The following is a 20581-nucleotide window of genomic DNA, read 5'->3' on the forward strand; positions in this document are numbered from 1 at the left end:
GCCCGGGAGGAGAAGCGCCGCGGCCCTGACGTGACGCGGGGGCGTGCCGGTCCGGGACCGTCCGGACCGGCACGCCCCTCGTCGTCGTGGTCGCCCGGCGGTCGCCCCGGGCGTCACTGGGCCGAGGTCAGGTACTCCTCCACGCCGGGCGGCTGCGTGGCGTCCTCGACGGGCGCGGTGCCGCCGACGGCGTCCTGGGCGGGCCGGATGATGTAGGACTGCTTGCTGGACGGGCTGCCCGGGTCGGAGAAGTCCTGCGGGGAGCCGAGGCCGACGTCGACCTGGTCGCGGGAGCGGTGCGCCTCGACCAGCCCCTCGCGGGTGAGGTCCTTGGCGTCACAGGCCGCCTTCAGGCTCTCACCCATGAGGACGGCGGCGTTGAACCCGGAGAGCACGCCGGAGTCGACGAGGTCGCCGGGGTAGGTCTCCTGGTAGTCGGCGACCATCCGCTTCACCTCCGGGAGGTCGGAGCTGACGGACGGGATGGCCGTCACGATGTGCAGCATGGCCTCCAACGCCGGGGCGGCCGGGGTGTCCAGCAGCTGCGGCGCGAAGCCGGGGGCACTGGTGACGACGGGCACCTCGAAGCCCGAAGCCGCCGCCACCCCGACGAGCGAGGCGGTCTGCGCGGGTCCGGCGCTGATGAGCACGGCGTCGACCTCCTCCCCGCGCACGGCGGTGACCTGGGCCGTCAGGTCGGTGTCGGTCGCCTTGATCTTCTGTTCGACGACGTCGATCCCGGCCTGCTCCGCCGCGTACGTCGAGCCCTTGACCGCGTTGGCCCCGTACTCGCCCTCGAAGTAGACGTGGCCGATCGTGTCCCCCTCCTTCAGGCCCTGTTCCCGGACGAGGAAGTCCACCGCCCGCATCATGTCCAGGTCGTAGGTGGTGCCGAGCACCTGGACGGCGTCGTGGCCCAGCAGCGAGGCGGACCACGCCTGGGGGAAGGAGAGCACGGCGTCGCGTTCGAGGTCGTCGATGAGGGCGTCGACCACCGGCGACCCGATGACCTGCGGCATCGCGATGACGTCCGGGGAGATCTTGGAGTAGGCGGCCACGGCCTTCTGCACGTCGTAGCCGTGGTCCTCGACCTCGATCTCGAGGGAGCGCCCGCAGATGCCGCCGTCGTCGTTGATCTGCTCGGCCCACATCTGCTGGGCCTGCACGATGCTCTTGCCGAGCGTGGCGTAGGGGCCGCTGAGGTCGGTGAGGGCGCCGAGGGTGATGGTCTCCTCGGTGACGCCGGGGCCCGTCTTCACGCCGTCGGCGCCGGTGCCCCCGCCGGAGTCGGACGCCTTGGTGCTGCACGCGGTGCCGAGGAGGGAGAGGGCGGCCAGGACCGCGAGGGCGGCGGCCGGTCGTCTGATGCGGTTCACGGGCGGGACTCCTTGCGTTGCGCGGAGGGGACGGGCAGGGGGGTGACGTGGGGGCCGGTGCCGAGCGGCGGGGCGGCACCGGCGGCCGGGTCGGTCCCGGTGGGGCTGGGCTCCGGCCGGGCCCGGGCGGGGCGGCGGCGCAGCAGGCCGGCCAGCCCGCCGGGCGCGTAGCGCAGGACGACGATGATGGCGGCGCCGTAGAGGTAGCGCGCGGCCTCCGTCGGACCGACGACGTGGCCGGGGCCGCCCGGTTCGTCGACGATCGGGAGGGCGTCGGCGTACCGGGCCATGACCAGGGGCAGCGCCGTGACGAACGCCGCCCCCGCCACGGCTCCGCCCACCGACCCGAGTCCGCCGATGACGATCATGGCGAGGTAGTCGATGGAGAGGACCAGCCCGAAGTAGTCGGGCACGATCCGGCGGAAGGCGAGGGCGATGAGCGCGCCGGACAGGCCCGCGTACATGGAGGAGACGACGAACGCGGCCGAGCGGTAGCGGGCGACGGGCACACCCATGACGGAGGCGGCCACCTCGCTGTCCCGCACCGCCGCCATGGCCCGGCCGGGTCGGCCGCGCAGGATGTTGCGGGCGGTGAACCAGGCCACGGCGAGCAGCGTCAGTCCGAGGTACCACAGCCGCTCCTCGGCGCCGAACGGCACTCCGAGGACCAGGAGTTCCGGGTCCTGGCCGGTGAAGGAGAAGCCGAACAGCTCGAAGGGCGCCACCGCGCGGCCGTTGTACCCGCCGGTGACGGACTCGGCGTTGAGCATGACGTGGTGGCCGATGAAGACGAGCGCGAGCGTCGCCACGCCGAGGTAGATGCCGCGCACCCGGCCGGAGACGGGGCTGAAGAGTCCGCCCGCCACCCCGGCCAGGCAGACGGCCAGCACCAGCGCGAGCGGCGCGGGCAGTCCGGGGCCGGGCTCCCCGGCCAGCCAGGCGTAGCCGTAGGCGCCGACGGCGAGGAAGAAGGCGTGTCCGAGGGAGAGTTGGCCCGCTCCCCCGCTGAGCAGGTTCAGTCCGATGGCGCCGATGGCCGCCGCCATGGCGAACAGGCCGATCTGGAGCCAGTACGCCTCCGCGTAGAGCGGCAGCGCGCACAGCAGCAGGACACCGGCGGTGGCCAGGAGCGGACGCCGGGCCCGGGACGTCAGCGGGGTGCGGGGCGTCGGCGGGGTGCGGGGCGTCAGCGGGGTGCGGTCAGACACGGACGGCCTCCTTCGTGCCCAGCAGGCCGTGCGGGCGGATCAGCAGGACGGTGATCATCACCAGGTAGGGCGCCACGTCGCCCAGACCCCGCCCGAAACCGCTCAGTTCGCTCTGGTACCCGGCGGCCAGCGCCTCGGTCACGCCGATGAGCAGGCTGCCCACGAGCGCGCCCGGCGGGGACGTCATGCCGCCGAGGATGGCGGCGGGGAACGCCTTCAGGGCGATCTGACCCGTCGTGCGCTCCAGCCCGGGGGCGGGGAAGGCGGTGAGGAAGAGGGCGGCGAGCGCGGCGAGCGCCCCGGCCAGACACCAGGCCAGGGTGCGGATGCGGCTGAGCGGGATGCCCATGAGGGCGGCGGCCTCCCGGTCCTCGGCGGCGGCGCGCAGCGACAGGCCCCAGGAGGAGTAGCGGAACGCGGCGAACACCGCCCCGATGACGAGGACGGACACGACGATGCAGGCGATGCGGCTGACGGGCACGGTGACGCCGCCCAGCGCGACGACCTCGTTGCCCCACGGGTCGCCGAGGGAGAGCAGGTCTCCTCCGATGCGCCGGGCCAGTTCGGTGACGATCAGGATGTCGACGCCGATGGTGAGGATGGTGAGGATGTGGTGCTGCGACGGGTCCAGGCCGCGCAACAGCAGCCGGTCGACGGCCCCCGCCAGCACGGCCGTCGCGAGCACACCGACGGCGAGCGCCGCGAGGAAGCCGATGTGCTCGTGCAGGACGGCGGTGAGGTAGCCGCCGAAGAGCAGCATCGAGCCCTGGGCGAAGTTCATGACCCCGGACGCCTTGAAGATGATGACGAAGCCGAGGGCGACCAGGGCGTAGACCGAGCCGAGGGCCAGGCCGTTGATCAGGATGTCGAGCACTTGGTTCATGCGGGGGACTCCTGGTCGGCGCCGGACGGCGCGGCGTGCGGAGGTGTGGCGTCGGGAGCGGTGGACGGTTTCGGGTCGGCGGTGGCCGGGGTGCCGAGGTAGGCGCGGAGCACCGCCGGGTCGTTGCGGACCTGCTCGGGCGTGCCGCCCGCGATGCGGCGGCCGAAGTCCAGCACGGTGACCTCGTCGGCGAGCCGCATGACGAGTCCCATGTCGTGCTCCACCAGGACGACGGAGAGCCCGAGTTCGGCGCGCACGGTGCGGACGACCTCGGCCATCCGGTCCCGTTCGGCGCCGTTCATCCCGGCCACCGGTTCGTCCAGCAGCAGCACGCGCGGTTCCAGGCACAGGGCGCGTGCCAGCTCGACGCGCTTGCGGTCGCCGTAGGAGAGCAGGCCGACGGGCGTGTCGAACAGCGCTCCGAGCCCGGTGAGTTCGGCGAACTCGCGGGCCCGCCGCAGGTGCGTGCGCTGTTCCCGCACCGCGTGCGGCAGCCGCAGCGCGGCGGACGCGAAGCCCGCCTTCGTCAGCCCGTGCCGCCCGAGCATCAGGTTGTCGGCGACGGTCCCGGCGGTGGTGACGATGTTCTGGAAGGTCCGGGCCACCCCGAGCCCCGCGATGCGGTGCGGCGCGAGGCGGGTCAGCTCGTGCTCGCCGAGCCGGACGCTGCCCGACGCCGGGCGGCACACGCCGGAGAGCACGTTGAAGCAGGTCGACTTCCCGGCCCCGTTCGGCCCGATGAGGGCGTGCACGGTCCCGGGGCGGACGGTGAACCCGACGGCGTCCAGCGCGACGAGGCCGGCGAAGCGCACGGTGAGGTCCGTGACGGTCAGGGGCGGTGGCGGTGGCGGGACGGTCGCACTCATCCGGCGCGCACCCCCTCGCCGAGGTAGAGCCGGCCGACCTCGTCGGAGCGGGACAGCTCCTCGGCGGGCCCGGAGAGCCCGACCCGTCCGACCTCCAGCACGTAGGCGTGGTCGGCGAGGGCGAGCGCCATGGCCGCGTTCTGCTCCACGAGCAGCACGGACGTGCCCTGGGCGTGGATCTCGCGGACGACCTCCGCGATGCGCTCGACCATGAGCGGGGCCAGGCCCAGCGACGGTTCGTCCAGCAGCAGCAGCCGGGGCCAGGCCATCAGGGCGCGTCCGATGGCGAGCATCTGCTGCTCGCCGCCGGAGAGCAGCCCGGCACGCTGGCCGGTGCGTTCGGCGAGGCGGGGGAAGAGGCCGTAGACCCGCTCGCGGGCGGCGGCGTTGCCGCCGTCGGCGTCCCGCCGCACCCGGCCGAGGCCGCCCGCCCTCAGGTTCTCGTCGACCGTCATGCCGCCGAAGACGCGGCGGCCCTCGGGGACCTGCACGACGCCCGCCCGCACGGCCGCCACCGGGTCGGTGCCGTCCAGCGAGCGGTCCCCGTACGTCACGGTCCCGGCGGTGACGCCGCCCCGGTACAGGCGCAGCGTGCCCGAGACCGCGCGCAGCAGCGTCGTCTTGCCCGCGCCGTTGGACCCCAGCAGGGCGACGACGCCCCCGGCGGGCACGGTGAGGCTGACGTCGTCCAGGGCGGTGACGGCGCGGCCGTACCGCACCTGGAGGCCGTCGACCCGCAGGTCCGCCGGTCCGTCGCCGGGCGGCGCGCCGGAGCGGGAGGGAGGGGGCGCGCCGGGGCGCGCTCGGAAGCCGAACATGCACTCCTCCTCAAAGGCCGCCGCCGGCGGGACCGGGCGGGGCGCGACGGCGGCACGGGGCGGGGAACGCCCACACCACAGCACCCGCCGCGACGGGCGTACAGGGCCGCGCGGCATGTCGGGGGCGGCTCCCAGACTCCGGCCCCGCCCGTTGTGCACCGGCACAGCGGGCGGGCGAACGTCCAGCGCACGGCGTTCGGAGCGGGTTGTGCCGGGGCACACCGGCGGCAGGGCACGGCGAACGCACCCGCCGGCGCCGGTGCGGGCCGGGGGTGCGGTCGGGTGCCGTCGCGCGGGCCGGGGCACGCCGGCCCGGCCGGGTCGTCAGCCGGGCAGGAGACGGCGTGCGGTGAGGGCCAGCGAGAGCTGCACCAGGTCCTCGGGGCGGGAGAGCGAGCGGCCGGTGAGCTGCTCGCAGCGGCGCAGCCGGTTGAGCACGGTGTTGCGGTGGCAGTACAGCCGGGCCCCGGCGCGCGGCGCCGAACCGTCGCACTCCAGCCAGACGGTGAGGGTGTCCAGCAGCACGTCCCGGTCGGCCGGTTCCAGCCGCAGGAGCGGCCCCAGCACGCTGCGGGTCAGCGCGGCGGCGAGGGCGGGCGAGGAGACGGTCAGAGCGGCGGGCAGGTGGTCGTCCAGGACGACGGCCGGGCCGTCGGGGGTGGCGCAGCGCAGCGCGGTGTCTGCGAGCTTGCGGGCGTCGCCGAGCGCGGCCAGGCCCTCCACCACGGAGCTGACGCCCAGGCGGGCGCCGGGCGGCAGGCGCAGGGTGCGGGCCACCTCCTGCGGCGTGGCGTCGCCGAGGAGGACGACGGCGCGTACCGCCTCCCGCCCCTCGTCGTCCGGGCCGCCGTGCCACAGCAGCCGGGTGCCGCGCCGGCCGACCGGCAGGCGTCCGCCCGGCAGGCCGCCGGCGTGCGCGCCGGTGACGGTGACGACGGCGTACCGGCCGTCCTCGGGAAGGTCGAGCGCGGACGCGGCCTCGGGCAGGTCGGCGATGCGGGTGGTGCCGTCGAGCAGGCCCTGCACGAGGAGCCGCAGCCGGTTCTCCCGCCGCCAGGCGAGCTGCCGTTCGGTCTCCCGGAAGGCGTCCGCGACCAGGGCGCAGTGCTCGTCGACGAAGTTCCACACGTCGGCCGCGAGATGCACGAGGAGCCGCACGTCGTCAGGGTCGGTGCGCTCGGTCTCCTCGATCAGCGCCTGCCAGACGATGGCGCCGCCGCGCCGGAAGGCGTGCAGCACGGCGTCCAGCGGAACGCCCTGTTCCGCCCGGTGCACCGCGATCTCCCAGGTGCAGCGGCGCGCGGCGTCCCGGAACTGGCGGGGGCGCACGAGCGAGCTGACGTTGTAGCGCAGCGAGCGGTGCACCTCCTGCCACACCTCGTCGCCCTCGGAGGTGATGGCGGCGCGGTAGGACGCCTCCCGCTCGCCGAGGTAGGTGACCAGGCGGTCGGTGAGCTGCGGCAGTTCCTCGATGAGGACGCGCGCGGCACGGTGCAGGACCGCGAGGGCCTCGGGATCGGCCCGTGTCCGTACGGGGGGCGGCATGGCCGGTGCCCCGGCATGCGTACGGACCCGGGACAGTACGTCTGGCTGCATCAGAGTCCTCCACCTCGGTGGGCCCTGGCGTCAGGCGGGCGGACCGCCCGGCCGTCGGAGCACTCAGCATGACATACCACCCGGTCGGTAACCCAGACGAGCGACCGAAGTCGGCATCACTCCGTGACCTCCCAGGCCCCCGGCGCCCCGGGCCCCCGCGCCCGGCCACGTTGTGGACGGCGTCAGGAAGCGGCCCACTCCGGCCGCTCCACCCGTCCCACCAGCCGGGTCAGCTCCACGCGGGAGCGCACCCCGAGCGCCGTGAAGACGTTGCGCAGGTGGTAGTCGACCGTGCGCGGGCTGACCCCGAGCAGTTCGGAGACCTCGCGGTTCGTCGCCCCCTCGGCCACGTACCGGGTGATCCGCAGCTGTTGCGGGGTGAGCGCGCCGAGCGGCCAACCGCCGCACGTCCCGACGTCGGCGAGGAGCCGGTGCGCGGCGCGCCGGGCGGCGAGGGTCGCACCGGCGTACACCAGCCGGGCCACGACGGGCGGGTCGAAGCGCAGCGCGCCGCCGCCCGTCCGCACCAGACCGGCGTGCTCGGCCGGTTCCAGGCAGACCGGGTCGAGTCCGGCGGCCCGCACCGCCGCGACCCAGCGGCGCACGCCGTCCGCCGCGCCGTCCCGTCCCGACCGCTCCCCCGCGCCCGGCCCGGCGGCCCGGCGCGACGCCTCGGTCGCCGCCAGCAGCAGGGCGGTGCGGGTGTCGGCGGGCAGCTCCCCCACCCGGGCCGCGTACCGGCCGAGCAGCGAACCGGGCGGGTGGGGACCCTCCCACGCCGGCCCGCCCGGAGCGGCGGCCCCCGGCAGGGCGGCGAGTTCGGCCAGCACACCGGGGACGCCGCCCGCCTCGGTCAGCAGCCGCTCCCGCGCCCCGGCGTCCGAACCGGTGGGCAGGAGGTCGTCGAGGAGCGCCGCGCACGACGCCCGGCCCAGCCGCCCGACGTGGCGCACCGGCAGCCCGGCGAACTCCGGCGCGGCGGACGCGTCCCGTTCCACGCTCAGCACCAGCCCCACGGCGAGCCCGGGGCCCAGTCGGCGCGCGGCGAAGCCGAGGGCCGAGCGGGAGGTGGGGTCGACGAGGTGGGCGTCGTCCACGCACAGCAGCACCGGCCCGGCGGACGCGGTCAGGGCGCGCAGCGTGCGCAGCAGTTCCAGCGCGGCGGGCCGGTCGCCGGGCCACCGCGCCGGGGGCGGCGCGAGGCCGAGCGCGGCGGCCCGGCTGAGCACGGCGTGCAGCCCGGCGTGCGGCCAGCCGCGCTCGGCGAGGACCCCGGCGACGTCCACCACCGGGGACGGCCCGAACGCCCGCGCCGCGTACCGGAGCAGGGTCGTGCGCCCGCAGCCGGGGGGCGCGGTGAGGAGGAGGGCGCCGCCGTGGCCGTGCCGCACACCGTCCAGCAGCACGTGGAGGTCGGTGATCTCGGCGTCCCGGCCGTGCGGCCCGGCGGGGCGGGACGAGAGGGAGCCTGCAAGCGTCATCCCGTCATCATCGGGACCGGCCACCGGGGTGCGGCAAGGGGCGGTCCCCCAGCATGCCGAAGGCGGGGCTGTGCCTCGGCACAGCCCCGCCCGCAGGTCAACGTCAGGAGGAGTGGGGGCAGTTGCCCCGGTACTCCTCGATGGTGAGGCTCGGGCGCGGGATCGGGCAGAGGAACTGCTCGTAGCGCGTGTCGTCGTCGATGAAGCGCTTCAGCCAGGAGATGCCGTACTTCGCGATGGTGGTGTTGGAGAAGTTGGGCGCGAAGTGGTCGGCGTTGTTCAGCTCCAGGTACGCGCGGTCCAGATCGCCGGGCAGGGACGCGTAGAACGGCTCGGAGTGCGTGGCCACCGGGGCGACGCTGTCGCGCTCGGCGCCCACGATGAGGGTGGGCGTGCGCAGTTCGGGCCAGCGCTTGTCCGTGTTCCACGGAGTGAGCGGCACGGCCGCCTTCAGGGCGGGCCGCTCCTTGGCGGCCTCCAGGGACCCGCCGCCGCCCATCGAGTGGCCCATGACACCGAGCCGGTCCGGGTCGATGCGGTCGCGGACGCCGCTGTCCTCGGTCAGGTAGTCCAGGGCGGCCAGGAGCTGGTCACCCCGGCTGGCGGGGAAGTCGAAGCGCGAGTTGGTGTCGATGACGATGATGACGAAGCCCCGGGAGGCCAGGCGCGGCCCGAGCCACTCCATCGTCTCCTTGCCGGCCGTGTAGCCGGGTGAGACGGCCACCGCGCCGAACGTGCCGTCGCCGGTGTCGGTCGGGTAGTAGACGGTGCCGCCGCCGAAGCCGCTGACGTACCAGGACGGGACGTCGAAGTCGTCGACGGAGTAGTGGCCGAGGGGGGCTTCGATGCTCGACTCCGTGGGGTCCGGGCCGCGCTCGTAGGGGTTGTCGGCCGCCACGGCGACGGGGGCGCCCTCGGCGGCCCGGGTGGCCTGGGCGCCGTGGGCGGCCTGGGCGCCGCTGAGGAGGAGGAGCCCGGCGATGCCGGCCGAGGCGATACGTGAGCGATGGGTGCGCACGGTGGGGGTCCTTCCGGTCAGTGCCGTTGACCCCGCCACGATGGCGCTCCCGCCGCGCGGCCGCCCCGGTGTAATCGCCGGTCTCCGGCGCGGGCCCGCCCGCCTCGGTCCGTCCGCCGCCCCGGCCGCACGGCCCGCCCGGCCCGCACGGCCCGGAGCCGGGCGCGCCCGGCGGCCCTCAGCCCCGGCGGCGCGGCGCCAGGTCCGCCACCGAACCCGGACCGCCGCGCAGGGGCGGCGGGGACGCCGGGTGGTTGCGCCGCTGCCCCGGCAACGGCACCTCGTGGCGGGCCGGTTGCCCGGGATACTGCGGCGGGTGCGGCTGCTGGGGGGCGTCGGGGCGTTCCTGCACCGGGCCCGGCCCGGCCACGGCGATCTGCACCCCCTGGTCGGCCAGGGCCTGCAACTCGCCGCCCGCCCGCTCGTTCTCGGCCGGGGGCTCGTCCGTCACCAGGTGGGTGATGAGGTCGGTCGGCACCGTCTGGAACATGGTGTCCGTGCCCAGTTTCGTGTGGTCGGCGACGACGACGACCTCGGCGGCGGACTGCACGAGCGCCCGGTCCACACTGGCGGACAGCATGTTGGAGGTGGACAGCCCGCGTTCGGCCGTCAGACCGCTGCCGGAGAGGAACGCGCGCGAGACCCGCAGCCCGTGCAGCGACTGCTCGGCACCGCTGCCGACGAGGGCGTAGTTGGAGCCGCGCAGCGTGCCGCCCGTCATCACGACCTCCACCCGGTTGGCGTGCGCGAGGGCCTGCGCGACCAGCAGGGAGTTGGTGACGACCGTCAGGCCCGGCACCCGGGCCAGCCGCCGGGCCAGCTCCTGTGTGGTGGTCCCGGCCCCCACGACGATGGCCTCGCCCTCCTGGACCAGCCCGGCGGCCAGGTCGGCGATGGCCGTCTTCTCCGCGGTGGCCAGGTGCGACTTGTGCGGGAACCCGGACTCCCGGGTGTACCCGCCGGGCAGCACCGCACCGCCGTGCCGGCGGTCCAGCAGCCCTTCGGACTCCAGAGCGCGGACGTCGCGCCGCACGGTGACTTCGGAGGTCTGGACGACGCGGGCCAACTCCCGGAGCGACACCGCTCCGTTGGCCCGGACCATCTCAAGGATCAATTGTCGACGTTCTGCAGCGAACACGGAACTGACAGTAACGTGAAAGACCGCCAACTTTCAGCTATATGCCGCAATTAACCGAAGATGGTCATGCCCTGCACCGTGATGTGGTAAAGCGGACCGCAGCCCGGCGGGCCCTGCGTCCCGCCGGGGCCGACGTCAGTCCTGCGCCGCCTTCCGGGTGTGCAACTGTCGCGCCACCTCGGCGATCGAGCCCGACAGCGACGGGTACACGGTGAAGGCGTTGGCGATCTGCTCCACGGTCAGGTTGTTGTCCACGGCGATCGATATCGGGTGGATCAACTCGCTCGCGCGCGGCGAGACGACGACACCGCCCACGACGATGCCGGTACCCGGACGGCAGAACAGCTTCACGAAACCGTCCCGCACGCCCTGCATCTTCGCGCGCGGGTTGCGCAGCAGCGGCAGCTTGACCGTCCACGCGTCGATGCGGCCCTCGTCCGCGTCGGCCTGCGAGTAGCCGACCGTGGCGATCTCCGGGTCGGTGAAGATGTTCGCCGACACCGTCTTGAGGTCCAGCGGCGCCACCGTCTCGCCGAGGATGTGGTACATCGCCACCCGGCCCTGCTTCGCGGCGACCGAGGCCAGCGCGAGGACGCCCGTGCAGTCACCGGCCGCGTAGACGCCGGGCGCCGTCGTGCGGGAGACCTTGTCGGTCCAGATGTGGCCGGATTCCCTCAGCCGCACCCCGGCCTCCTCCAGGCCCAGCCCCGTCGTGTTGGGGACCGCGCCGACCGCCATCAGGCAGTGCGAGCCGGTGATCACCCGCCCGTCGGAGAGCGTCACCTCCACCCGGTCCCCGACCCGCTTGGCCGACGCCGCGCGGGAGCGGGCCATGACGTTCATGCCGCGCCGCCGGAAGACGTCCTCCAGGACGGCGGCGGCGTCCGGGTCCTCGCCGGGCAGCACCCGGTCGCGCGAGGAGACGAGCGTGACGTGCGAGCCCAGCGACTGGTAGGCGCCGGCGAACTCCGCGCCCGTCACACCGGAGCCGACGACGATCAGTTCCTCGGGCAGCTCGTCCAGGTCGTAGACCTGCTTCCAGTTCAGGATGCGCTCGCCGTCCGGCTGCGCGTCCGGGATCTCCCGTGGGTGACCGCCGGTGGAGATGAGCACGGCGTCCGCCGTCAGCGTCTCCTCGGTGCCGTCGGCCGCCGTCACCACGACGGTGCGCGAGCCGTCCGGGCCCTGCTGCGGCTCCAGCCGCCCGCGCCCGCGCATGACGCGGGCCCCCGCGCGCGTCACCGAGGCGGTGATGTCGTGCGACTGGGCCAGTGCCAGCCGCTTCACGCGGCGGTTCACCTTGCCCAGGTCCACGCCGATGCCGTCCTCCGCCCCGTCCCCGCCGAGCGTGATGCCCAGCTCCTGGTAGGAGGAGTCGAAGTTCGTCTTGACCTCCGCCGTGGCGATCAGGGTCTTGGACGGGACGCAGTCGGTCAGCACCGACGCGCCGCCGAGGCCGTCGAGGTCGACGACCGTCACCTCCGCCCCGAGCTGCGCGGCCACCAGCCCCGCCTCGTATCCGCCGGGTCCGCCACCGATAATCACGATCCGAGTCACGTGCCCCAGTGTCCCTCACGACCCCCCGCCGTGCGCGAGGGGCACCCTTCGGCCACCGGGGGCGCCGCCCGGTGCTCCCGTACCCTTTGACGCATGTCGCTCTACGCCGCGTACGCAGGAAACCTGGACGCCCGGCTGATGGCCCGCCGTGCCCCGCACTCCCCGCTGCGCGGCACCGGCTGGATCACGGGCTGGCGGCTGACCTTCGGCGGCGAGCACATGGGCTGGGAGGGCGCCCTGGCGACCCTCGTCGAGTCGCCGCGCTCGGAGGTCTTCGTGGCGCTCTACGACATCGCCCCGATGGACGAGGACGGCATGGACCGCTGGGAGGGCGTCGGCCTCGACATCTACCGCCGCATGCGCGTGCGCGTGCACACCCTCGACGGGGACGAGGCGGCGTGGATCTACGTGCTGAACGGCTTCGAGGGGGGCCTGCCCTCACCCCGCTACCTCGGCGAGATCGCCGACGCCGCCGAGTCGGCGGGCGCCCCGCACGACTACGTGATGACGCTGCGCAAGCACCCCTGCTGACCCCGTCGACGCCGCCCACCTGCGGTTTTCCGGACTGCGCCCACCCCTGAGCGGCCACCCCTGGCCGCGGGAGGGACGCACGAACGGGCACCCCCGCGGTTCGTGGTTTCCGCCGGAGTCCGCGAGGGCTTCTACGCGCGTAGCCAAAAAGCGGCTACCCTCTTCGCGTGAACGTTTCAGATACCCCTGCCGACCCTTACCTCGCCGCCGACGCGGCCGCGGCCCGGCTGCGCGAGCTGACCGGCGCCGAGACCCACGACGTCGCCCTGGTCATGGGCTCCGGCTGGGTGCCCGCCGCCGAGGCGCTGGGCACGCCGGAGTCGGGGTACTCGGAGTTCCCCGTGACGGAGCTGCCCGGGTTCCCCGCACCCGCCGTCGCCGGCCACGCCGGCACGGTCCGCTCCTACGAGCTCGGCGACAAGCGCGCCCTCGTCTTCCTGGGCCGCACCCACTACTACGAGGGCAAGGGCGTCGCCGCCGTCGCGCACGGCGTGCGGACCGCCGTCGCCGCGGGCTGCAAGACCGTCGTCCTGACCAACGGCTGCGGCGGCCTGCGCCCGGGCATGCGCCCCGGCCAGCCCGTCCTGATCAGCGACCACATCAACATGACGGCCGCCTCCCCGATCGTCGGCGCCAACTTCGTCGACCTGACCGACCTGTACTCGCCGCGCCTGCGCGCCCTGTGCAAGGAGGTCGACCCCTCGCTGGAGGAGGGCGTCTACGTGCAGCTCCCCGGGCCGCACTACGAGACGCCCGCCGAAATCGGCATGGTCCGCGCCGTCGGCGGAGACCTCGTGGGCATGTCGACGACGCTGGAGGCCATCGCCGCACGCGAGGCGGGCGCGGAGGTGCTGGGCATCTCGCTCGTCACCAACCTCGCCGCCGGCATGACCGGGGAGCCCCTCAACCACGAGGAGGTCCTCCAGGCCGGCCGCGAGTCGGCGACGCGGATGGGCGCCCTGCTCGCGCAGGTGCTCGGCCGCATCTGAGCCGCCCCGGCGGGCGGCCCGTCCGGCGGGCGGCCCGGCGGCCGGGCAGCCCGAGCCGACCCGGTACCGAACGACCCCGAAGGTGACCCCGTGACCGCACAGCAGGATCTCATCGCGCAGGCCCGCACCTGGCTGGCCGAGGACCCGGACCCGGACACCCGGGCCGAGCTGGCCGCCCTCCTGGCCGACGCCGAGGCCGGGAACGCCGGTGGCGCCGGGCACACCGACGGCGCCGACCGCCACGCCGAGCTGGCCGACCGCTTCGCCGGCACCCTCCAGTTCGGCACCGCCGGGCTCCGCGGTGAGCTGGGCGCCGGGCCGATGCGGATGAACCGGGCGGTGGTGATCCGGGCCGCCGCGGGACTCGCGGCGTACCTGAAGGGCAACGGCGACGGCGACGGACTCGTCGTCATCGGCTACGACGCCCGGCACAAGAGCGAGGCGTTCGCCCGCGACACGGCCGCCGTCATGGTCGGGGCGGGGCTGCGGGCCGCGCTCCTCCCCCGCCCGCTGCCGACGCCCGTGCTGGCGTTCGCCGTGCGGCACCTCGGCGCGGTCGCGGGCGTCACCGTCACGGCGAGCCACAACCCGCCGCAGGACAACGGGTACAAGGTCTACCTCGGCGACGGCCGCCAGATCGTGCCCCCCGCCGACGCGGACATCGCCGGGCGCATCGCCGCCGTCGGCGCGCTCGCCGACGTCCCCCGCGCGGAGAGCGGCTGGACGGTGCTCGGCGAGGACGTCGTCGACGCCTACCTCGACCGCGCGACGGCCGTCCTGGACGACGACGGGCCGCGGGACGTGCGGATCGTGCACACCGCCCTGCACGGCGTGGGCGCCGCCACGGTGGCCGCCGCGTTCGAACGGGCCGGGTTCCCCGCGCCGCTTCCCGTCGCGGAGCAGGCCGAACCCGACCCCGACTTCCCCACCGTCGCCTTCCCCAACCCCGAAGAGCCCGGCGCGATGGACCTCGCCTTCGCCACCGCCCGCGCCGCCACCGTCGGCGCGCCCGGCGGCGCCCCGGACCTCGTCATCGCCAACGACCCCGACGCCGACCGGTGCGCCGTCGCCGTCCCCGACCCCTCCGCCGCCTCCGGCTGGCGCATGCTGCACGGCGACGAGGTCGGCGCCCTCCTGGCCGTCCACCTGGTGCGCAAGGGCGTCACCGGCACGCTCGCCGAGTCGATCGTCTCCTCCTCCCTGCTCGGCCGCATCGCCCACGCCGCCGGGCTGCCGCACGCCGAGACGCTCACCGGCTTCAAGTGGATCGCCCGCGCGCCGGGCCTCGCCTACGGCTACGAGGAGGCCCTCGGCTACTGCGTGGACCCCGAGGGCGTCAGCGACAAGGACGGCATCACCGCCGCCCTCGCCGTCGCCGAACTGGCCGCCGGGCTCAAGGCCGACGGCCGCTCCCTGACCGACCTCCTCGACGAGCTCGCCGTCACCCACGGCCTGCACGCCACCGACCAGCTCTCCGTGCGCGTCCGGGACCTCTCCCTCATCGCCGACGCGATGGCCCGGCTGCGCTCGACGCCACCGACCACCCTCGCGGGCCTCACCGTCGACCGCGCGGACGACCTGTCCGCCGGGACGGCCGACCTGCCGCCCACCGACGGGCTGCGGTACCGGCTGACCGGGGCGGCCCGGGCCCGCGTCATCGTGCGGCCCAGCGGCACCGAGCCCAAGATCAAGTGCTACCTGGAGGTCGTCGTCCCCGTGGCCGACGCCGCCGCCCTCCCCGGCGCCCGCGCCGAGGCCGCCGCGCTCCTCCACGCGCTGCGCACCGACGTCGCCCGGGCGGCCGGCCTCTGACCGGCACCGCACCGTGAGACGATCGCCCACGACGGAGCGCCCGCTCCGGGAGTGAAGGGCGACGATGTACGCGATACCTCTCGGTGACGACGGCGCGGAGCTGCGCCCCCTGGAACCCTGGCACGCCGAGGAGTTCTTCCACCACATCGACCGGGGCCGGGAGTTCATCGGCCGCCACGTCGGCCTGCCCGACCTCGTCACGGACGTCGACACCGGCCGCGCCCACCTCCGGCGGTACGTGGAGAAGGCCGCGGCCGACACCGGGCGGATCTACGGCATCTGGGCCGACGGCACGCTCGTCGGCGGCGTCCTGTTCGTCGGCTTCGACGCCGCGCAGGGCGTCGCCGAGGCGGGCTGCTGGCTGGAACCCGCCGCCGTCGGCCGGGGCCTGGTCACCCGGGCCGCGCGCGTGGTCATCGACTGGGCCGTCGAGGAACGCGGCATCCACCGCGTCGAGTGGCACGTCTCCTCGGCGAACGCGCCCAGCATCGCCGTCGCCCGGCGGCTCGGGATGACGAAGGAGGGCGTCCTGCGGCAGAGCCACCTCTACCGGGGGGAGCGGCAGGACATGGAGGTCTGGTCCGTCCTCGCCCCCGAGTGGCGCGCCGCCCGCACCCCTCCCGCCCCGCGCGCCGAAACCGTGTGACCCGCGTCACCGACCCCCGCCCGTCCGGTGCGATGATTCTCCGGCGGCTCGGCCGTCCATCCCTTCGCACGCGTCGAGCACGTCAGCACGACCGACCGGACCACGGGAGAACCCCATGCGCATCGTCATCACCGAGTTCATGAGCCTCGACGGCGTCGTGCAGGCCCCGGGCGGGCCCGAGGAGGACACCGACGGCGGCTTCGCCCACGGCGGCTGGACCGGGCCCTTCTTCGACCCCGAGGTCGTCGGCGGCGCCTTCGACGCCGCCCTCGCCGAAGCCGACGCCCTGCTGTTCGGCCGCCGCACCTGGCAGACGATGGCCGCCGCCTGGCCCGAGCGCGCCGGCGACCCCTTCGCCGACCGCATGAACGCCATCCCGAAGTACGTCGTCTCCGCGACCCTCGGCGACGCCGACCTGACCTGGAACCACACCACCCGCCTCCCCGGCGGCGACGAAGCCCTCGACCGCCTCCGCGCCCTGCGGACGTCCGAGGGCGGCACGCTCCTCGTCATGGGCAGCTCCCGGCTCGCCACCACCCTGCTGCGGGAGGGCCTCTTCGACGAGCTGCGCCTCATGATCATGCCGGTGCTCCTCGGCGGCGGTAAGTCCGTCTTCCCCACGGACGGCACGAAGCGCCCCCTGGAGCTCGTCTCCACGACCACCAGCCCCACCGGCGTCACCGTCTCCACCTACCGCCCGGGCCCCCGGTCCTGATACAGCAGGTGCCGGTAGGACCGCCCCGTCCGGTGCAGTCCCGCCAGGAGACAGCAGGTCGCCGACACCACGGCCGAGGCGAGCGCCAGCGGCGCCGACGGGACGGCGTGCAGGACGGCGACACCGATCACCACCGTGACCAGGCCGTCGAACTGCCACACCACGACGCGCAGCCCCGACAGGTCGCCGAGCGGTGTGACGATCGGGAGGAGCAGGGCGAGCGGAAGGTGCAGCTTCATCTCCCGCAGGAAGCGGGCGCCGAGGGCGAGCACCACCGACCCGGCGACGAGTAACGCCGTGGCCCCCGGATCGTCCCGCACGTCCGTCCCCGGGGCCACGGACGCCAGACCGCCGCCCACCGCCACGCCGAGCGTCACGGCGAGGACGGGCCAGGTCAGCGTGCGGGCGGGCATCCCGCCCCACCGTCGGCCGAACAGCGGGGCGAGGGTCAGCTCGTCGCGCAGCCCGCGCCACGTCTCGCTGATCCACCCGGAACCCAGGTACACGCCGACGGTCCCGGCCGTCCACAGGGCCAGGGCGTGGCCCCCGTGGCGCTCGGCCGCCCCGAGGGTCAGCGCGGCACCGCCGCACAGGAGCAGCGCCGTGGCGGCGGACGTGCGGCCGGGCGTCCGGAGGGCCCGGACGACGCCCTGGGCGAGGTGTCCGCGCAGGCGGCCGTCCGGGCGGATCAGGGCCGTGGTGAGCCCGCGCGGCTCTGGCCGGTAGAGGTCCAGCGCGTGGTGCAGGGTGCCCGTCCAGGCGTACGCCTGCGCTTGAGAGAAGCGGGCCGCGTCGCGTGCCAGGCCGGGGAGGTCGATCGTGCGCAGGGATCGGAAGGCGACGCGTCCGAGGAGGGCGCCGGTGGTCGACAGCACCGCCGCGACCGGCCAGAGGCCGCCCGCCTGGCCCGGTGCCGTCCGGCTCGTCGCGGCCAGGACGGCAGCCGCACCGCCCACGGCGGCGGCGAGCACAAGGTTGTCGGCCGTCGCACGGATCTGGCCCCACAGCCAGGCGACGGCGACGAGCGCGGCGAGGCCCACCGCGACCGCGAGGGTCGGCGCGGCGGTCGCGGACCGGTCGAGGAGGTCGGTCGTGAGGGAGGCCGTCGCGGCGAGCGTCAGCAGTGTGGCCGTGCCCGCCCAGGCGAGTCGGCGCCGGGCCGTCGCGCCGAGGTAGGCCGTCGGGGGCAGGTCCGTGGACCGGAACACGTGCAGCAGGAAGGGCTGCGTCACCAGGGGCCCCCAGTACCGGCCGGTGAGCTGAGCCGTCCAGCACAGGGACGCCGCCACCGCGCTGAGGAGGGGCACCGCCGCCGAGGGGGAGCCGACGGCGACGAGCGTCGGGGCCGTGCTCGCGGCGTGGGCGAGGGGCACGAGGTAGATGAGAGCGAACAGGGAGACCAGGTAGAGCGTGTACGCCCGGCCGCGAACCGTCGCGCGGCCACCGCGCCGCGCGTAGCGGCGTCGCACGGCGCGGACCCGCGCCGCGGGGTCCGGAGCGGGATCGCGGCCGGGTGCCGCGACACGGGGCGTGGTCACCCCAGCTCCACGCGCCCGACGCACGCGTCGACCAGCGCGGGCTCGTGGGTGGCCACGAGGAACGCCGTGCCCTCCGCCGCCCGCTCGGTGAGCAGCGTGCCGAGCAGGCCGACGCGGCGCCGGTCGAGATGCCGCTCGGGTTCGTCGAGCAGGACGGCGTCGGCGGGGCGTACGAGAGTCAGCGCGAGGCCGAAGAGCTGCAGCTGTCCGGACGAGACCTGGTGCGGGAAGCGCTCACCCAGCGGGGCCAGCCCCAGTCGGCCCAGGGTGGCTTCGGCGTGCGTGGCGGTCTCCGGGGTGTCGCCGTACCAGGAGGCGGCGACAAGGGTCACCTGCTCACGCAGCGTCATGTCGCGGGCGACGGGGACGGGGTCGACGAGCGAGGCCACACTCCGTCGGTGCGGCGCCCTGGTGAGGTCCGCCGGCTCGCCCCACACGGTGCAGGTCCCGGCCGTCAGGCTGCGGCTGCCGAGGAAGGCCCGCAGCAGGGTCGTCTTGCCCGAGCCGTTGCCGCCGGTGACGCACCACGACTCGCCCGCCGCCACCGCGAAGGTGGTGGGGGCGAGCAGTGTGGTGCCGTCGAGGGTGACGGTGGCCCCGTGCGCGGCGAGGACCGGTGTCCCGGTCACGGCGCGCTCAGCCGGTGAGGAGGAGGGTGGCGGTGGCGAGGGCGCCGAGGGCGGCGGGGGCGATGATCTCGTAGGCCCAGCGGACCGTGGGCTCGCCGCCCTTCCCCTCGTTGCGCTCGGCGAGCTCGCGGAGGGTGCCGATCGCCTCGTCGCCGGGCGGGCGGCGCGGGCCGTCGTCGTCGTCCGCGATGCCGCCGCCCATGCCGAACAGGCCGCCGGCGACGAAGCCGCGCCGGGGGCGTCCGGCCGCCCTGCGCTCGTTGTGGCGCTGGGCGCTGCGGCGGGCGCGCAGGGAGACGGGAATGGCCCAGAGCTGGAACTTGCGGCCGTCCTCGACGACGAGCTCGTTGGAGTAGACGGAGCGGATCGAGACGACGGCGCCCCAGGGGACGGTGATGGTGCGGAAGGGGTTCCTGATGCGGGCGCGGTCGGCTCCTGCGAAGACGGCCGGGCGCAGGGTGAAGGCGCTGATCAGGGGGACCAGGCAGAGCATGAACGCGCCGGCCGTCAGCGGGGCGCGTCCCTCACCGCGCAGGATGGCCTCACCGCCGATCCACAGGACGACGGCGAGGAGCAGCACACCGCCCGCCAGCGCGGCGGGGGAACGGTAGCTGCGATCCGAGTAGGGCGGCTGCTGGCTGGTCATAGGGGCGATTGTGCCCGACCGTCCGGATGACGGACGTCTCGGTCCGGCATCTTTGTCGCCGCCGGGGCTCCGAGAGGCTTCGGGAGGGGGTTCCCGGCAGACGTCACAGGCGGTTCCCGGAAGACGTCACGTCGCCGGATCTGGCACGGAGCAACGCGCGTAGATATGCTGCTTTGCGTGACCTCACAGAGCCCACCCCTGACCGCACTGGCCGACGTCACCGCGTCCGACGCCGCACTGCGCCGCTTCCTGCACGGCCTGCCCGGCGTCGACGGGGTCGGCCTGGAAGCCCGTGCCGCCTCGCTCGGCACCCGATCCGTCAAGACGACGGCCAAGGCGTACGCGATCGACCTGGCCATCTCGATGATCGACCTCACCACCCTGGAGGGCGCGGACACCCCGGGCAAGGTCCGGTCGCTGTCGGCGAAGGGCATGACGCCCGACCCCACCGACCGGGGGACGCCGAGCGTCGCGGCGATCTGCGTCTATCCGGACATGGCGGCCGTCGCCAAGGAGGCGCTCGGCACCTCGGGCGTGCGGGTGGCGTCCGTGGCCACGGCCTTCCCCGCCGGACGCGCGGCGCTGCCGGTGAAGCTCGCCGACACCCGCGACGCGGTGGCGGCCGGGGCGGACGAGATCGACATGGTGATCGACCGGGGGGCCTTCCTCTCCGGCCGCTACCTGGAGGTCTTCGAGGAGATCCGCGCGGTCAAGGAGGTCTGCGGCACGGCGCGGCTCAAGGTCATCTTCGAGACGGGCGAGCTGTCGACGTACGACAACATCCGCCGCGTCTCCTGGCTGGCGATGCTGGCGGGCGCGGACTTCGTCAAGACCTCGACGGGCAAGGTCGCCGTCAACGCCACCCCGGCGAACACGCTGCTGCTCATGGAGGCCGTGCGCGACTTCCGGGCGGCGACGGGCGTGCAGGTCGGCGTCAAGCCGGCCGGCGGCATCCGCACCACCAAGGACGCGATCAAGTACCTGGTCATGGTGAACGAGACGCTGGGCGACGACTGGCTGTCGAACGAGTGGTTCCGCTTCGGCGCCTCCAGCCTCCTCAACGACCTGCTGATGCAGCGGCAGAAGCTGCGGACCGGCCGCTACTCCGGCCCCGACTACGTCACGGTGGACTGA

The 20581-nt window shown here is 74.9% G+C and carries 19 protein-coding genes; 6 read left to right on the top strand and 13 right to left on the bottom strand.

Annotated features, from left to right (window positions below; all coding sequences use genetic code 11):
- Window positions 1-113: 113 nt before the first annotated feature.
- The 10 genes from IF129_RS11830 to IF129_RS11875 all read right to left on the bottom strand — a co-directional run bounded on the left by IF129_RS11830 (window position 114) and on the right by IF129_RS11875 (window position 11950).
- Complete coding sequence (locus IF129_RS11830) at window positions 114-1376, bottom strand: ABC transporter substrate-binding protein (protein ID WP_191209558.1); 1263 nt, start codon at window positions 1374-1376, stop codon at window positions 114-116.
- Window positions 1373-2584 (bottom strand): branched-chain amino acid ABC transporter permease, encoded by a 1212-nt coding sequence (locus IF129_RS11835; protein ID WP_381481503.1) that lies wholly within the window; start codon window positions 2582-2584, stop codon window positions 1373-1375. The genes IF129_RS11830 and IF129_RS11835 overlap by 4 nt, the downstream gene beginning before the upstream one ends.
- A complete protein-coding gene (locus tag IF129_RS11840) occupies window positions 2577-3467 on the bottom strand; it encodes a branched-chain amino acid ABC transporter permease (RefSeq protein WP_191209559.1) in 891 nt (296 codons plus the stop codon). Before IF129_RS11840 ends, IF129_RS11835 begins: the two co-directional genes overlap by 8 nt.
- A complete protein-coding gene (locus tag IF129_RS11845; RefSeq protein ID WP_191209560.1) occupies window positions 3464-4333 on the bottom strand; it encodes an ABC transporter ATP-binding protein in 870 nt (289 codons plus the stop codon). Before IF129_RS11845 ends, IF129_RS11840 begins: the two co-directional genes overlap by 4 nt.
- Window positions 4330-5151: an ABC transporter ATP-binding protein gene (locus IF129_RS11850; RefSeq protein ID WP_191209561.1), complete on the bottom strand. Its 822-nt coding sequence runs from the start codon at window positions 5149-5151 to the stop codon at window positions 4330-4332. Before IF129_RS11850 ends, IF129_RS11845 begins: the two co-directional genes overlap by 4 nt.
- 324 nt (window positions 5152-5475) lie before the next feature.
- Entirely contained in the window at window positions 5476-6747 is a 1272-nt protein-coding gene (locus IF129_RS11855; RefSeq protein WP_191209562.1) for a PucR family transcriptional regulator, read from the bottom strand.
- 182 nt (window positions 6748-6929) lie between these two features.
- The gene (locus tag IF129_RS11860; protein ID WP_191209563.1) at window positions 6930-8228 is read right to left on the bottom strand and encodes a helix-turn-helix transcriptional regulator; all 1299 of its coding nucleotides are present in this window, start codon (window positions 8226-8228) and stop codon (window positions 6930-6932) included.
- 103 nt (window positions 8229-8331) lie between these two features.
- The gene (locus IF129_RS11865) at window positions 8332-9246 is read right to left on the bottom strand and encodes a poly(ethylene terephthalate) hydrolase family protein (protein WP_318153688.1); all 915 of its coding nucleotides are present in this window, start codon (window positions 9244-9246) and stop codon (window positions 8332-8334) included.
- A gap of 178 nt (window positions 9247-9424) precedes the next feature.
- Complete coding sequence (locus IF129_RS11870; RefSeq protein WP_381481510.1) at window positions 9425-10348, bottom strand: DeoR/GlpR family DNA-binding transcription regulator; 924 nt, start codon at window positions 10346-10348, stop codon at window positions 9425-9427.
- Between the two features lie 171 nt (window positions 10349-10519).
- Window positions 10520-11950: an NAD(P)H-quinone dehydrogenase gene (locus tag IF129_RS11875; protein ID WP_191209843.1), complete on the bottom strand. Its 1431-nt coding sequence runs from the start codon at window positions 11948-11950 to the stop codon at window positions 10520-10522.
- A gap of 84 nt (window positions 11951-12034) precedes the next feature.
- On the opposite strand from IF129_RS11875, the gene IF129_RS11880 reads away from it, so the two are divergent.
- From IF129_RS11880 to IF129_RS11900, 5 genes are all read left to right on the top strand, one after another.
- Window positions 12035-12472: a gamma-glutamylcyclotransferase gene (locus IF129_RS11880; protein WP_191209565.1), complete on the top strand. Its 438-nt coding sequence runs from the start codon at window positions 12035-12037 to the stop codon at window positions 12470-12472.
- 167 nt (window positions 12473-12639) lie between these two features.
- Complete coding sequence (locus IF129_RS11885) at window positions 12640-13461, top strand: purine-nucleoside phosphorylase (RefSeq protein ID WP_191209566.1); 822 nt, start codon at window positions 12640-12642, stop codon at window positions 13459-13461.
- Window positions 13462-13551: 90 nt separating this feature from the next.
- Window positions 13552-15273, top strand: a complete 1722-nt coding sequence (locus IF129_RS11890) for a phospho-sugar mutase (protein ID WP_191209567.1) — start codon at window positions 13552-13554, stop codon at window positions 15271-15273.
- A 64-nt stretch (window positions 15274-15337) separates the two neighbouring features.
- A complete protein-coding gene (locus IF129_RS11895) occupies window positions 15338-15919 on the top strand; it encodes a GNAT family N-acetyltransferase (RefSeq protein WP_191209568.1) in 582 nt (193 codons plus the stop codon).
- A gap of 115 nt (window positions 15920-16034) precedes the next feature.
- Entirely contained in the window at window positions 16035-16634 is a 600-nt protein-coding gene (locus tag IF129_RS11900) for a dihydrofolate reductase family protein (RefSeq protein ID WP_191209569.1), read from the top strand.
- Here the strand turns inward: IF129_RS11900 and IF129_RS11905 are convergent.
- From IF129_RS11905 to IF129_RS11915, 3 genes are read right to left on the bottom strand one after another with little or no spacing between them, the layout of a single operon-like run.
- Window positions 16610-18172 carry a hypothetical protein gene (locus IF129_RS11905; RefSeq protein WP_318153689.1) on the bottom strand — a complete coding sequence of 521 codons (1563 nt, stop codon included), beginning with the start codon at window positions 18170-18172 and terminating at the stop codon, window positions 16610-16612. The two genes, IF129_RS11900 and IF129_RS11905, sit on opposite strands and share 25 nt — an antisense overlap.
- The gene (locus IF129_RS11910) at window positions 18169-18801 is read right to left on the bottom strand and encodes an ABC transporter ATP-binding protein (RefSeq protein ID WP_191209570.1); all 633 of its coding nucleotides are present in this window, start codon (window positions 18799-18801) and stop codon (window positions 18169-18171) included. The genes IF129_RS11905 and IF129_RS11910 overlap by 4 nt, the downstream gene beginning before the upstream one ends.
- Before the next feature lie 7 nt (window positions 18802-18808).
- Window positions 18809-19447, bottom strand: a complete 639-nt coding sequence (locus IF129_RS11915) for a PH domain-containing protein (RefSeq protein ID WP_191209571.1) — start codon at window positions 19445-19447, stop codon at window positions 18809-18811.
- Window positions 19448-19624: 177 nt separating this feature from the next.
- Between IF129_RS11915 and deoC the strand changes: the two genes are divergently transcribed.
- On the top strand, window positions 19625-20581 hold the full coding sequence (gene deoC / locus IF129_RS11920; RefSeq protein ID WP_381481492.1) for a deoxyribose-phosphate aldolase: 957 nt from the start codon (window positions 19625-19627) through the stop codon (window positions 20579-20581).

The sequence above is a fragment of the Streptomyces chumphonensis genome, assembly GCF_014779715.1.
GTDB lineage: Bacteria > Actinomycetota > Actinomycetes > Streptomycetales > Streptomycetaceae > Streptomyces > Streptomyces chumphonensis.